The following is a 13,177-nucleotide window of genomic DNA, read 5'->3' as shown; positions in this document are numbered from 1 at the left end:
ACTCGACATAACGACTGATTTGCCGATAAACCTTACTGTTGCTGGTAAGCACCACCTTGCCGGAGATCGCCAGGGGTGGAGCCGGCTGTGTCGACGGTGTTAGCTGAGGTTCTTTCTCAGCTTACAGCGTGGGGCGACTTGGAAGACTTGTGGGTTTTACAAGACTTCCAAGCGAACCGGAAGCCCGTTTCCCAGGCTGAAGGTGTCCCCCATAACAGGCGGAACCCTTGGCAGGCGTAGGCTCCTGGTTTCGCTAATTTTAGTGGACAGAACACCGTCGTTACGGGAAGCAGCGTGTTAATAGAATACAGATGAAAAGCCCCGTCACACACAAAGATTTCGTGCTGTGGCGGGGCTTTTGTCGTGCCGCTTTATTTTTCCAAATACTGCGCTAACCACTCAACGTAGTGGGCTTCCCGCTCAATCGCGTGGTCCAAAATCAGGTAGTGCCCGTAAGCTTGATCAATCGTGGCTTGATTGTTGAAAACCGTCTCGTAGCGCTGCTGCAGGTGGTGGAGTTGTGCCTGATGAAGCTGGTATTGTTCACGCAACATGGGCTGAATCCGCGGGTCATCGGCGGTCTTGATAAAGTACAGCTTCAAGATGAATTCGTCCTTATTCGGCGTCAATTCTGGTGAGGGTTCACTGACCCACGCCACCAATTTCTCCCGGCCGGCCGGCGTCAGCGTGTACTGTTTCTTGGCAAGCTTCTCCCCGGCAACCGTATTCTCGTGGGTAATCTCGCCGGCCGCTTCCAGCCGCTTGAGCATCGGGTAAATCTGGCTATGCTGGGCTTGCCAGAACTCACCAATCTCGTTTTCAAAGGCCTTCGCCAAATCATAGCCGGTCTGTGGCCGCTGATTTAACAAGCCTAAAATGATATATTGCAGTCGATTTCGCTGTCCGATGGTGCTGATCCCCCTTATTCTCGTCCGTTTAGCTACCTTCATTCAACCAGTTTCATCGGCAAAGTTCAAGCAAAAGTTGTTGACAATTATTTCAATACCGACTACACTAATCAAGTAAATTAAAACATGTAATTAATTACATGTTCAATCGCAGAATAGAAGGAGCTCGATTAAGATGACCAAAGAATTTAAAACTTTAGATGACTTTTTAGGTACCCACTTTATTTACACTTACGACAACGGCTGGGAATACGAATGGTACGCTAAGAATGACCACACCGTTGATTATCGAATTCACGGCGGCATGGTCGCCGGTCGGTGGGTCACCGATCAGGAAGCCAACATCGTCATGCTAGTTCCCGGCATCTACAAGGTCGCTTGGACGGAACCGACCGGAACCGACGTTGCTCTGGACTTCGTGCCTAACGAAGGCAAGTTAAACGGCACGATCTTCTTCCCAAAGTGGGTTCAGGATCATCCCGAAATCACGGTCACTTACCAAAACGAGCACATTGACGTGATGGAAGCCGCTCGCGAAAAGTATGCCACTTACCCGAAGCTCGTGGTACCCGAATTCGCCAAGATTACCTACATGGGCGATGCCGGCCAAAACAACGAGGACGTCATTAGCGAAGCGCCTTACGCCGGCCTCCCCGACGACATCCGCGCCGGCAAGTACTTCGACGCCAACTACCAACGCATCAAGAAGTAGCGTGCTGACTCCCGTAACGGCCGTGTGCTGTCCACTAAAATTGATGGAAACAGGAGCCTGCACCTGCCAGAGATAGTGTCACTCAAAGCTAGTCCCGTCGTGGCCATCCGAAGCCTTGGCTGAGACCACATATTTAGCCGATTGCTTTTGGACGTTACTGCCGTAGCCGAGAGTGAAGGCCAGGATGAGCTCAGCCGTGGGATTCCCTTAGCGGCTGGTTCTCGCCGGTTAGGGAATGGCGTCTTGGAAACGTGGGCTGCGGTTCCAAGCGAGTTTCGAGACCGCCCTTTGGCTCGGAACGTCCGCCCACCGCGTTCCAGCTCATCCTGGACGAACGGCAAGGCGGCCAAACTTACAGTTGTGTGTTCTTAGCGTTAAACGAACTGGCCATCTACGGTTTTGAAGCCGTCGGGTGGCCAGTTTTTTTGCGCGCTCGGCATTTTGTGGCATACTAGATCTTAAACTAAGAGAAAGTAGGTCATGCGCTAATGGCAAATTACATTCAAGAAATCCGAGGGCTCGTGGGTCACCGGCCACTTATTCTCAACGCGGCGGGCGCCATTCTGGTCAACGACCGGCAGGAAGTTCTGCTCAACCTGCGAACGGACACCCACAACTGGAGCCTGCCCGGCGGTTACCTGGAATATGGCGAAACCTTCGATCAGGCTTGCGTTCGCGAGTATAAGGAAGACGCCGGATTAGACGTCGAAATCGTCAAGCCACTGGGGTTGTTCGACCAGGGCTTCACCACGTACCCCAACGGCGACCAGACCCAAGTGATCTCGCGGCTCTATCTGGTTAAACCGGTCGGCGGCCACACCCTGCAAACGGCCACGGATGAAACCCTAGACCTACAATACTTCCCGTTCGACCAACTTCCACCCCTGTTGAATCAACAGACGGCGGACATGCTGGCGGCCGGTCGAGACTACTTCGCGGCACAAAACTAAATCATTTTCGAGGTTGTCGGCCAACTCCTGGTCCGGCAACCTTTTTATTTCGTATCCCAACCCAGACCAATTAGGATTAGGAAAGCGCTAGTTCCCAAGCCCAACGCGCGTAAGGCCACGCCATCTGCCGACCACAGTCCCAGCTCGACGATGCTGCAAAGAATTCCCAACCAAAAGGCTACCGTCCGGTAAAAATATCGGTTAAATTTAAAAAACATGGCCGCCACCTCCCATCGAATTTAGCTTCAAACTAGCACGTTGACCCCACCCCTGTGAAACTAACGGCCGTCTTTGTTTGGCGAGTGACGTTACCGCGTTTTACTTTCAACCTTCAGATAACTATTCATCGGAGAAACTATCCGTATACCGGGGCAATTAATTCAGCGAATTTTATGTCGGCAAACTTAATATTAGCGTATAATAAAAACATAACAAAAAATTAATATGGCGACAGTGGGCCGGGCCCGCGCACACAAGTCTTTCTTTCGGCAAGGCCATACATAATTCATCATCATTTTCCATCGACTTCAGTTCATCTGGGCCGCGCCGACCCGTGGCTGAAGTTTTTTAACGTGCGCCCACATCGTCCTATTTTCAAGGAGTGAAAACGTATGCAGAAGTGTCCACACTGCCACCAGCCCGTGACGCCTGGCAGTACCTTTTGTGAAAACTGTGGCTTCGACCTCCGCCAGGCCCCGGCTAAGCCACACCGCCGACACACCACCGATAAGCCGGCAAAACACACGAAATGGCTAAATCGCGCCGTGTGGAGCATCCTAGCCGCGGCTGTGGTCGCCGTCGGTGCGCTGGGGTATTCCTTTTATAATAAGCAGGCCGGTAAGGAACAACAGGTGGCGAACATGGCCGATATGATTGCGAATAACCAAAGCAACGACCTCGCCAAAGTGTTGGTCAGCGATAATCCGAATCTTAAAATCACCGGCGATACCGTCCAGCCCTTATTAACGTATGCTCGACAACACCACGGCTATACCAAGACGTTCCAGCAAGAATTGTTGAACACCGGGGAAACGCGGGACCAGACCTTCAAGCTGGAAACGGCCGGCCACACCCTGTTGATTTTTCCCATTTATAAGTTGCGCGTGCGCACCATGCATCCCGTGCTTTCGACCAACGTGGCCAACGCGACCCTCGAGGCCAACGGGGAGCCACTGGTGACGGCCAAGAACGATCACTTTACCTACACGGCCGGGCCGCTCTTCCCGGGTCACTACACGTTCAAGCTCTCCGGGACCCGTTCGCGGGCAACCGCACGGGTCAATCTGATGAAAAATAACGATGTTCATCGGCAGATTAGCCTGCTCACCAGCACGGCCACGGATCCCGACACCACGACCGATGAAGACTCGAGCGATAGCAGCCAGGTCACCGATACCAGCGACCACACCGGTCAATCGGCCGACGCCCTGTCCACGCAAGAACAGACGGCCGTTGACGCAGCGAGCGATGTCTACGATTTCAACGTGGACGACAACACCTACACCGTCACCATTCCGGCGGACTATATGCTAGAAATCAAAGCGTACGACAAGCCTTCCGGCCAACACGAAGGGACCTTTCGCTACGACCAGCGCCACGATATCGTCAGTGAATACAATCCCGAGACCGCTAAATTCGAAACCAACGATTAACTGAAAGGACGATCATGATGAAACAAACTTACTATCGCATCTGTTCTCAATGCGGCAACCAGAACGCGGCGGATGCCAACTTCTGCCTGAAGTGCGGGAACACCCTGTCAACCGCGGACGAATACGTCTTGATTCCCCACGCCGCCGACCAATCATTTCCCCTCTTCGACCTGGAGCTCACACCGGATGAGGTAGCCCTCACCAAGACCTTCATCGTCACCGCAGATACGCAGCTACCCACGGGTTATCGTAGCGCCGGGTTGATCTTTGCTGAAAGTAATGTGGCCCCGCAGGCCGGTGAGAAGGCCGCCTGGGAGGACCTGATGAAACACCTCTACGCCCTGCTTCTGGCTAAGAATTACGCCGGTGCTGCCCGCATTACCATTCAGCCCCAACCCACGAATCCCAGTCAGCTCAGCCTGTTTGGCGAAGCCTTAATCCCAGATAATCGACACTAAAATTTGGAGGTAAAATTCATGCATTTATCAGTCTTGATGGCCCCGGCCGACAATCAACCCGGCGGCGGCCAAAATCGTTTCTGCCCGAACTGTGGTCATCCCATCTCGCCGGACGACATCTTCTGCCAAAACTGTGGGTATAACCTGCAGTCGGTCAACGCCAAGGCCAACACTGGTGCTGGCGCCACGACCGACGCTCAGGAACAACCCACCCGGCAAGCGCCGACGCCAAGCCAGCCCACGCGCCGACCGCGGCAACCGATGACCAAGGCCAAGAAGATTCAGTGGTGGAGCATCGGCGGCGTCCTCGTCCTATTGATTCTGTTCTTCGTGTGGGGCAATCACCACTACTCACGTGCGGCCACGCTAGACCGCGAGATGGCCAGCATCAAGTCCGGCAAGCACCTCACCACGACCTTTACCAGTGGCAGTTCTGACCTCAAGCTCAGCAAGACCAAGCTCCTGCCGGTTAACCGCTACTACGGCGAACACGCCAAAGACCTCGCCACGTTGAAGACCGAACTGGATACCAGCGGTTCCAGCAACGACGGCAACTTTACATATAAGAAGACTGGAAACCACCTGCTCTTCTTCCCGAAATATCAGATTAGCGTGAGCCCGGTCTACCCGACCGTCACCACGAACCATACCGGTAACGTGATTAAATTAAATAACAAGAAGATTGCCACGGCCACCAGCGACGATTACACCAAGAAGCTGGGCGCCCTGGTCCCCGGTGAATACCACCTGCAATCCAGCGGAAAAATTGGCAGTCACCACCTCACCAACAGTGGCGACTACCACATCACGTCCAACAAGATCTATGATTTGGAGCTGACCACCGTCTCCGTCACCTTCAACACGGTGCCCGCCTCCGCCATTTATCTGAATGGTAAAAAGATTGGCAACGCCGACGACAGTGGCATGTACACCCTAAATGACGAGCCGTGGTCATCGGATATGTCCGCCTACGCCCAATACTCATCTAGCGCCGGCAAGGCCACCACCCCATCCGTTCACATTCGCAAGAGTGACGATCAATCTGATGTCGACTTGGACTACAACGGCCTGATTGAACAGAGCGATGCCGATGACTTCTTCGACAACCTCTTCACGGCCGTGCAGAACCTGTCCGACCAAGGCGATATCGATGATGCGACCGACGACAATGACGATGCGATGGCCGACTTCTTTGCCAACGGGAGCAGCAATGCCGAGTATGCGCAATTGAAACAGATGGCCGAGGGCTACTACAAGGATGATGACTTGAACTACATCGAGATGAGTACCGACATCAAGAGTGTCAAGCCGGGTCCTGACGAAACCAGCCTGGTTACTTACACGGTTAAATATGACTTTACGTTAGACGACTACGATCACATCCAGACTTACCAGTACACTGCCACGTTGAAACCGGCCAGTGACGACAACGCCTCGCAAAGCTATGAGATTAACAAGATTTCCGGCAGTCAAAAGGTTAACGACTACCACGAAGATTCGGACGACTAAGGAGATTAAGTATGGATAACACGAAAAAGTTTTGCCCGCACTGCGGGACTGAGATTAAACCTGAGGCGCGGTTCTGCCCCAAGTGTGGCTACGCACTAGACGCCACCCCCACGCCGGACGAACAACCCGCTGACCAGCCACAGACCCGCGAACAGGCCGCCGCGTCAGAAGGTGCGGATACCGCAACCAATCACTCATTTGACGATGTGAAACGTTTCTCCGGGAACTTCTTCAGCTGGTGGGTCGCGACGGTCCGCCATCCGAGTCAGGTCATCCCCAACGCCAACCGCTCCTTTGGGGTGATTGCGCTGGCCTTAGAAGACCTGCTCACCGTCTTGATGCTGGTGTCTCTGGGCAAACGACTGATGGGCTTGTACAGTAGCGATGTCAGCCAGGCCGTGGCCAACATGATTAACGTCAACGGTATTTTATTTAAATTCGGACTGATTGTCTTCTGCCTCATCCTGTTAGGGGCCGCCGTCTACGTCAGCCTCAGCTATGGCTTCCGGCGTCTGATTGACGACCAGGCGCCCGTCAACTTCTGGGAATTCACCAATCAATTCGCCGGAATCACCAACCTGATTCTGATTTTCAACCTCATCACCTTCTTATTAAGCCTCATCACCAGCGGGGCCAACTTCTCCAGTTACAGTCTCATGATTCTCTTCATGATTCCAACCAGCGTCATCCTAAATGTGGGCTACATCTTCATCATCATTCACGATGTCCACCATCCCCGGTTGGATAAATTCTACACGTTACTGCTGGCCGAAGCCGCTTTGGCAATTGCCTTTCTGATCTTCACCTACATCGCCGGAAGCATCGTGGGGGGATCCATCGTGAACTTCATCCAAAGTAACTATTCTAGCTTCATGAATTCCTTCTAGTCCCTCCGCGCAAGTGGTATTCTAGATTCTAGGAATTTCTTCTGAGGAGGCATCACGATGAGCTTAATCTTCATCAAACGCGCCACGTTGCGCGACTTACCCACCATCATGGCCATTATTAACCACGCCAAGGCCCAGCTAAAGGCCGCCGAAAGCCCTCAATGGCAAGATGGCTATCCGGATGCCGCAGCGCTGAGACGAGACGTAGACGCTCAGCAGTGCTGGTTACTGGTGGTAGACGGCCAAGTCGCTGGAACGGCCACCATGGTCATCGGTGACGACCCCAACTACCGGCACATCGAAGACGGTCAGTGGCAGAATAGCCAGGACCCCTACGCCACCATCCACCGGATTGCGATTGGCGCGGGATTTGGCGGTCAGCACCTGAGCCATTACTTCTTCTCAAACTTGATTAGCCAGGCCTACCACGAGGGCGTTCGGAATTTCCGCATGGACACTCACGTCAAGAACCAACAGATGCAGGCGATCGCTAGAAGCTTCGGCTACAAGCATCGCGGCACCATCTACGTGGACGAACAGACCCGCGATGCCTCGCGCCTAGCTTTCGAGTTGAATTTAGACTAGAATCCAGTCACGACTAAAAATACAGCCCATCCAGGTTCAAGCCAGGATGGGCTGTATTTTTGATTTGCGAAAGTATAGCGGATGATAGCCGCAATTGGGGGCGGACTGGACTAGTTCGACTTCAGGGTAATCGCGTTGGCGGTGTGGCCGGTCGTGAAGAAGTCCTGGAAATTCTGGTAGCTAATTCGAATCATGTCTTCCAGCGCCGGTTCCGTGTAAGACCCCACGTGTGGCGTGACGAGGACGCGGGGACCGGCGGCCAGAAGCTGACGAATCTCCGCGTTGGGAATCGCCTCGCGGCTGGCGAAGCGTTGCCCTAGAATCGCCGTCTCTCCGCGCACGACATCGGTGCCGTACCCGGCGAGTTGGCCGGCCTCCACGGCGGCAAGGATGGCCGCAACGTCCGCCAATTCCCCGCGCGCCGTGTTAATCAAGACGGCGCCGGGCTTCATTTGGGCAACAAATGCGGCGTCCATTAAATTATCGTTTTGGCCGGGAAAATACGGCACGTGGAGCGAGACAATATCGCTGTGGGCCAATAGGTCCGGTAGGGTCGTCAAGTCAACGATGGCCTGTGCCGCCGCGGACGGCCGATGATCATATCCCAAGACACGGGCGCCCAAACCGCGATAGAGTTTGGCCTCCGTCAAGCCGATTCGGCCAGCGCCCACGATACCCACGGTGGCCGTGTGAATTTCTTTGCTAAACAACTGGCTCCCCACCGTGAAATCGGCCTGACGGGTCTGGTCAAGGGCCAGGTTCACGTGGCGAAACAGCGTCATGCCTAGCGTAAAGGCCAATTCGGCCACCGCATACGGCGAGTAACCGGGGACCCGAGCCAGCGCGATGCCCAGGTCGGCCGCCGCCTGTAAGTCAAGGTGGTTAAAGCCCACCGAACGGGTGAAGACCGCCCGGATACCCTGAGTCGCGAAGACTTGTAAATTTTGCCGGTCGACCACGCAGTTGCCCCGGACCAGCACGGCATCGCTCCCGGCCGCCGCATCCACATTTTCATGCGTTAAGAGGTCGCGGACGTAGGTCAGCTCGAACCCCATGGTATTCAGGCGATTGAAGTAGGGTTCCTCCAGTTCCCGCACGCCGTAAGCCGTAATTTTGACCAAGTTAAACACTCCTTTGAGGTAAGCGTTTCCTAAAATAACGGTACCCTCACCCTATTCGTTTACCCAAACCTTACCAAAATTTCGCGTAAAAGTCCCGTTACCCGTTGCTGTGCCGGGATGACGGCCGATGGTAAAATAAGTACCGTCTCCCGGTAGGAAAGTGGTATTCTAGAAGTTAAATTTACTGGCAGGAGGCTAGCTTATGAGCTTAGTTTATTTACGACACGCAACCCGGGCGGACGTCCCCGCGATTATGGCGATTATCGCCGACGCTAAGGCCCTCTTGAAGGCCGATGGGAGTCCGCAGTGGCAGGACGGCTACCCGGATGAAACGGCCATCCAACAAGACATCATGGCCCAGCAGAGTTGGGTCCTCATGGTCGATGGGCAGGTGGCCGGCACCGCCGCGCAGGTCATCGGCGACGACGCCAACTATCACGAGATTACCGGCGGCACAGGTTGGCAGAACCAGCAGGACCCCTACGCCACTATCCATCGGATCGCGCTGGGTAAGGCCTTTGCCGGCCAACATCTCAGTCACTTCTTCTTCTCAAATCTGATCAGCGCGGCCTACCAAACCGGCATTCGAAATTTTCGAATTGACACCCACCAGATGAATCAACGCATGCAGGCCATCGCGCTGAGCCTGGGCTATCAATTCCGGGGAATCGTTCACGTGGCGGAGCCCGGTGACAACGCCCGCCGAGCATATGAATTGAACTTGGCTGATTAAAGCGTTATCATAGTCAGTTAGCGGACGATATTGGAAATTTGGAGTGTTAAATTGCCACTCTCCTACACCATTATGACTATAAATTAGTTGGGTGATGCTGTATAATGAGCAGTATTGTTTGATGCGCTCGCAATCATGGAAAGGGGATTTTCTTTTAAATGTATCGTTTCTTCGTCCAACCGCAAATTAATGCGGAAACGCAAAAGTTAGCTGGCTATGAATTGTTATTACGGTCATCTTGCCATGACTACTGGGTGACGCCTACTGATTTTACTGCGCTACCAATGGACCAGCAGGTATTATTATCCTATCAGGAGATCACGAGCATTTTAAGAGATCATCGCGATAACCCCGAAATTTCACTGAACTTAAACCGGCAGCAGTTCATGGATAGCCGGACCATTGGCCACCTGATTCACTTGAAAAAGGCCGTCAAAAATTTAAAGCTAATCGTTGAATTGACCGAAACGCCCTCGCTGGAGGAACTCCACCGTTACGTGGCGCTCTACCGGTCGTTTGACATCAAGCTGAGTTTAGACGATGTGGGTACGGACAATCCGTGGTCGCAGGCCGTTCAGGACATCCTGCCCTTCATGGACAGCATTAAATTCGCCATGCAAAACTTTCGCTTCCAGCACCGGCAAAATGAGATGATGAAGAGTCTCAACTTCTGGCGTAAGATTGCGGACACCTACCAACTCGGCTTCACCCTCGAAGGTATCGAAGACAAGGGCGATGTCGCGCTGGCTCAGAAATATAACGTTAAAATGACCCAAGGGTATTATTACAGTAAGCCCGTGCCGTACGCGGCGGGTTAAACCGATTTAACTCGAATCTGACTGTGATGAACGACCAACTTCTGAAGCTGCGAAGTTGGTCGTTTTTTGTTCGTCTAAAAAGATCGGTTTGATGTGAACCCGATGATAAATTAATTAATATTTGACCGTTAAAACTTAGCTTTCTTTCTATATATCGCCACAATTACCGCTGCAACAGTCTAATTCGAACTTTAACATTCTCCCTTGACATTCCCACCGCCAGCGGCTAATATGAGAACAAAGTTAAAAATACATGAACGCATCACCAGGAAGAGTAGTCGTTCCCGCTAAGTTCAGAGACCACCGGTAGCTGAAAAGGTGGCTTACAACGGAACCTCGAAGATGAGCCTGGTAGCTAACAGTCGGTGAAAGCTGGTTGTTCGACTTGAAGCCCGTTACCGCTTCCGACTTTTGGCAACAGAAGTTACGGAGATGGTGGGCGTGAGTCCATCATGAAACAAGGTGGTACCGCGAGTGAAATCGTCCTTATGTCAATGACATAAGGACGATTTTTATTTGAGGAGATGCTTTAGGGATGAAGAAAAAGGGAACAGTTTTAACACTTGCCGCACTCAGCCTCTTAACGTTAGCGGGTTGTGGGAGTCAGGCCAGTACGAGCAACAGTAGCAGTAAGTACGCCGCCAAACAGGAATTAAATTGGACCGAGTCCTCCGAGTTGGCCACGTCCGATCTCGCGCAGGCCACCGACACGCTGAGTTTTACCGTTTTGCAGAACACACAGGAAGGCCTTTACCGGTTGAATAGCAAGGGGACGCCGGCCAACGCCCTCGCCACCAGCACCAAGATCACCAACGGCGGGAAGACTTACGCCTTCAATCTTCGCAAGAATGCCAAGTGGTCCAACGGTCAACCCGTGACGGCCAAGGACTTCGTTTACTCCTGGCAACGGACGTTGAATCCCAAGACCGCTTCGCAAGACGCTTTCTACCTCTATCAGGTCAAGAACGCAGAGGCCGTCAATAAGGGCAAGCAGCCCCTGAGCGCCCTGGGCATCAAGGCCGATGGCAAGTACAAGCTGACCGTTCAATTGTCCAAGCCCGTTTCCTACTTCAAGAAGCTCCTGGCCTGGCCGCTCTTCTACCCGTTGAACCAAAAGGCCGTGGACCAATACGGAAAGAAGTACGGAACCAGTTCCGCCACCACGGTCTACAACGGCCCATTCCGTTTGACCAAATGGAACGGGACCGGCAAGAGTTGGACGCTCGCCAAGAATCAAACCTACTGGGACAAAAAGGCCGTTCACCTGACCAAGATTAACGAGCAGGTCACCGAATCCACCACGACCAGCTACAACCTGTACAACGCCAAGAAGACCGACGAGACGCTCCTCAGCGGCCAACAGATTAAGAACAACAAGAACAGCAAGGACTTCGTTAAGCGCCTCCCAACCGGTTCCCAACGGCTGGATCTGAACCAAAAGAAGGTTGCCGCCTTCAAGAATGCCAACGTTCGTAAGGCTCTCTCCCTCGCTATCAACCGGAGTCAACTGGTCAACGACGTCTTGCAGGATGGCTCCATCGCTTCCAAGGGCTTCGTTCCCGCCGGCATGGGCAATAACCCCAAGACCGGCGAAGCCTTCAATCAAGAGGCCTACGTCAAGTCCGGCGTGTCCTACAACCTTAAGCAGGCTAAGCGTTTGCTAGCCAAGGGCTTGAAGCAGACTGGCGATAAGAAGCTCAACGTCACTCTGTCCGTTTCCGATACCGACACTAACAAACAGACGGCTGAATTCCTGCAGAGTTCGCTGGAAAAACTGCCCAACGTTAAGGTCACCATCAAGACGGTGCCTTACGTTCAACTGATTACCCAACAAAATAACGGTAATTACGAACTGACGCTGGCCGGTTGGCAATCCGTCTTCGCCGACCCCATCAACTTCTTGGACGTCTTCGAATCCGATTCTAGTTACAACACGACCGGCTGGAAGAGTAGCGAGTTCGACAAGCTCCTCGACGAAGCCGAAAACCAAGATGGTAACCAACCGACAACTCGGTGGGCCAAGCTGGTCAAGGCTGAAAAGATCTTGATCAACGACCAAGGCACGATCCCACTGTACCAGGCGGCCAAATCCCAGCTCTTACGGAGCAACGTCAAGGGGATCGTCTACAACGGCGCCGGTGTCCCTTACGACTTCAAGACGACCTACATCGCCAAGTAACCCTTCCCCGGCCAAACGATTAGTTTAAAAATATTATATATAGAAGAAACAGGCCCCAACTAGCGTTTGAAGTGCGCGCGGTTGGGGCCTGTTCTCGTGAGGACTAGCCTTTACGTCACCTTACCGTGAAAACAGCGGCAGCTCCGCCAAAAACTCAATATCATCGCGGCTAGCGGCCTCGCCTTCTGCCAGGATGGCCATCTGACTCACCACCGTGGCGCCCGCCCTCTCGAGTAGTGCTTTGGCCGACGCCAGTGAGCCACCACTGCTGATGACGTCATCGACGATCACCACGCGTTTAGCCACCAGTCGATCCGCATCGGTGCCGTCGAGCACCAATCGTTGCGGCGCACTGGTCGTAATCGCCGTGACCGGCACTGTGAGCGGCGCCACCATGTAATCCTTCACGGTCTTGCGTAAGACCACGAACTGCGGGTGGTCGGTCACCCGGCTGAGCTCCTGAGCCAGCAGAATTCCTTTGCTCTCCAAGGTCACAAAGTAGTCGAACTCGGCCGGAACCCGTTGCGCCAGGGCCTGGGCCGCATAATCCGTCAGCTCCGCATCTCCCAGCAAGACAAACGACGCAATCGCCGTGGTCGCGTTGATCGGCATGATGGGTAATCGCCTAGTCAACGGTCCGATTCGCAGTTCAAAAGTTTTCATGC

General features: G+C 53.4%; 14 protein-coding genes. 10 read left to right on the top strand and 4 right to left on the bottom strand.

Annotation, left to right across the window (positions count from 1 at the left end; all coding sequences use genetic code 11):
• Positions 1-371: 371 nt before the first annotated feature.
• The gene (locus V8I28_RS06045) at positions 372-908 is read right to left on the bottom strand and encodes a PadR family transcriptional regulator (RefSeq protein WP_341779376.1); all 537 of its coding nucleotides are present in this window, start codon (positions 906-908) and stop codon (positions 372-374) included.
• 175 nt (positions 909-1,083) lie between these two features.
• Here V8I28_RS06045 and V8I28_RS06040 point away from each other — a divergent pair, with 175 nt between their 5' ends.
• Both V8I28_RS06040 and V8I28_RS06035 read left to right on the top strand, forming a co-directional pair.
• Positions 1,084-1,620 (top strand): phenolic acid decarboxylase, encoded by a 537-nt coding sequence (locus V8I28_RS06040; RefSeq protein ID WP_341779229.1) that lies wholly within the window; start codon positions 1,084-1,086, stop codon positions 1,618-1,620.
• A gap of 488 nt (positions 1,621-2,108) precedes the next feature.
• A complete protein-coding gene (locus tag V8I28_RS06035) occupies positions 2,109-2,570 on the top strand; it encodes an NUDIX hydrolase (protein WP_341779228.1) in 462 nt (153 codons plus the stop codon).
• 44 nt (positions 2,571-2,614) lie between these two features.
• On the opposite strand, the gene V8I28_RS06030 is transcribed toward V8I28_RS06035, so the two are convergent.
• The gene (locus V8I28_RS06030; RefSeq protein WP_341779227.1) at positions 2,615-2,788 is read right to left on the bottom strand and encodes a hypothetical protein; all 174 of its coding nucleotides are present in this window, start codon (positions 2,786-2,788) and stop codon (positions 2,615-2,617) included.
• A gap of 393 nt (positions 2,789-3,181) precedes the next feature.
• Here V8I28_RS06030 and V8I28_RS06025 point away from each other — a divergent pair, with 393 nt between their 5' ends.
• The 5 genes from V8I28_RS06025 to V8I28_RS06005 are packed head-to-tail and all read left to right on the top strand — an operon-like array spanning position 3,182 to position 7,661.
• Complete coding sequence (locus tag V8I28_RS06025) at positions 3,182-4,222, top strand: TcaA second domain-containing protein (RefSeq protein ID WP_341779226.1); 1,041 nt, start codon at positions 3,182-3,184, stop codon at positions 4,220-4,222.
• Between the two features lie 17 nt (positions 4,223-4,239).
• A complete protein-coding gene (locus tag V8I28_RS06020; RefSeq protein WP_341779225.1) occupies positions 4,240-4,680 on the top strand; it encodes a zinc ribbon domain-containing protein in 441 nt (146 codons plus the stop codon).
• 18 nt (positions 4,681-4,698) lie between these two features.
• Positions 4,699-6,189, top strand: coding sequence for a zinc ribbon domain-containing protein (locus V8I28_RS06015; RefSeq protein ID WP_341779224.1), 1,491 nt, complete (start codon positions 4,699-4,701; stop codon positions 6,187-6,189).
• An 11-nt stretch (positions 6,190-6,200) separates the two neighbouring features.
• Complete coding sequence (locus tag V8I28_RS06010) at positions 6,201-7,076, top strand: zinc-ribbon domain-containing protein (RefSeq protein WP_341779223.1); 876 nt, start codon at positions 6,201-6,203, stop codon at positions 7,074-7,076.
• A 57-nt stretch (positions 7,077-7,133) separates the two neighbouring features.
• A complete protein-coding gene (locus V8I28_RS06005) occupies positions 7,134-7,661 on the top strand; it encodes a GNAT family N-acetyltransferase (RefSeq protein ID WP_341779222.1) in 528 nt (175 codons plus the stop codon).
• A gap of 110 nt (positions 7,662-7,771) precedes the next feature.
• Here the strand turns inward: V8I28_RS06005 and V8I28_RS06000 are convergent, their stop codons facing one another.
• Positions 7,772-8,782: an NAD(P)-dependent oxidoreductase gene (locus V8I28_RS06000; protein ID WP_341779221.1), complete on the bottom strand. Its 1,011-nt coding sequence runs from the start codon at positions 8,780-8,782 to the stop codon at positions 7,772-7,774.
• A 202-nt stretch (positions 8,783-8,984) separates the two neighbouring features.
• Between V8I28_RS06000 and V8I28_RS05995 the strand changes: the two genes are divergently transcribed.
• From V8I28_RS05995 to V8I28_RS05985, 3 genes are all read left to right on the top strand, one after another.
• Positions 8,985-9,515 carry a GNAT family N-acetyltransferase gene (locus V8I28_RS05995; RefSeq protein ID WP_341779220.1) on the top strand — a complete coding sequence of 177 codons (531 nt, stop codon included), beginning with the start codon at positions 8,985-8,987 and terminating at the stop codon, positions 9,513-9,515.
• 158 nt (positions 9,516-9,673) lie between these two features.
• Positions 9,674-10,333 carry an EAL domain-containing protein gene (locus V8I28_RS05990; protein ID WP_341779219.1) on the top strand — a complete coding sequence of 220 codons (660 nt, stop codon included), beginning with the start codon at positions 9,674-9,676 and terminating at the stop codon, positions 10,331-10,333.
• 535 nt (positions 10,334-10,868) lie between these two features.
• Positions 10,869-12,512, top strand: a complete 1,644-nt coding sequence (locus tag V8I28_RS05985; protein WP_341779218.1) for a peptide ABC transporter substrate-binding protein — start codon at positions 10,869-10,871, stop codon at positions 12,510-12,512.
• 120 nt (positions 12,513-12,632) lie between these two features.
• Here V8I28_RS05985 and V8I28_RS05980 read toward each other — a convergent pair whose 3' ends face one another.
• The gene (locus V8I28_RS05980) at positions 12,633-13,175 is read right to left on the bottom strand and encodes a phosphoribosyltransferase family protein (RefSeq protein WP_341779217.1); all 543 of its coding nucleotides are present in this window, start codon (positions 13,173-13,175) and stop codon (positions 12,633-12,635) included.
• Positions 13,176-13,177 lie beyond the last annotated feature (2 nt).

The sequence above is a fragment of the Levilactobacillus sp. HBUAS70063 genome, from assembly GCF_038374745.1.
GTDB lineage: Bacteria > Bacillota > Bacilli > Lactobacillales > Lactobacillaceae > Levilactobacillus.
Note: the sequence above shows the minus strand (reverse complement) of the source record. Positions and strands in the feature narration are given on the sequence as shown.

What these genes read in the sequence shown, in the direction of transcription:
- V8I28_RS06040 (WP_341779229.1), top strand. Translation starts at nt 1,084, where the DNA reads ATGACCAAAGAATTTAAAACTTTAGATGACTTTTTAGGTACCCACTTT.
- V8I28_RS06035 (WP_341779228.1), top strand. Translation starts at nt 2,109, where the DNA reads ATGGCAAATTACATTCAAGAAATCCGAGGGCTCGTGGGTCACCGGCCA.
- V8I28_RS06030 (WP_341779227.1), bottom strand. Translation starts at nt 2,788, where the DNA reads ATGTTTTTTAAATTTAACCGATATTTTTACCGGACGGTAGCCTTTTGG.
- V8I28_RS06025 (WP_341779226.1), top strand. Translation starts at nt 3,182, where the DNA reads ATGCAGAAGTGTCCACACTGCCACCAGCCCGTGACGCCTGGCAGTACC.
- V8I28_RS06020 (WP_341779225.1), top strand. Translation starts at nt 4,240, where the DNA reads ATGAAACAAACTTACTATCGCATCTGTTCTCAATGCGGCAACCAGAAC.
- V8I28_RS06015 (WP_341779224.1), top strand. Translation starts at nt 4,699, where the DNA reads ATGCATTTATCAGTCTTGATGGCCCCGGCCGACAATCAACCCGGCGGC.
- V8I28_RS06010 (WP_341779223.1), top strand. Translation starts at nt 6,201, where the DNA reads ATGGATAACACGAAAAAGTTTTGCCCGCACTGCGGGACTGAGATTAAA.
- V8I28_RS06005 (WP_341779222.1), top strand. Translation starts at nt 7,134, where the DNA reads ATGAGCTTAATCTTCATCAAACGCGCCACGTTGCGCGACTTACCCACC.
- V8I28_RS05995 (WP_341779220.1), top strand. Translation starts at nt 8,985, where the DNA reads ATGAGCTTAGTTTATTTACGACACGCAACCCGGGCGGACGTCCCCGCG.
- V8I28_RS05990 (WP_341779219.1), top strand. Translation starts at nt 9,674, where the DNA reads ATGTATCGTTTCTTCGTCCAACCGCAAATTAATGCGGAAACGCAAAAG.
- V8I28_RS05985 (WP_341779218.1), top strand. Translation starts at nt 10,869, where the DNA reads ATGAAGAAAAAGGGAACAGTTTTAACACTTGCCGCACTCAGCCTCTTA.
- V8I28_RS05980 (WP_341779217.1), bottom strand. Translation starts at nt 13,175, where the DNA reads ATGAAAACTTTTGAACTGCGAATCGGACCGTTGACTAGGCGATTACCC.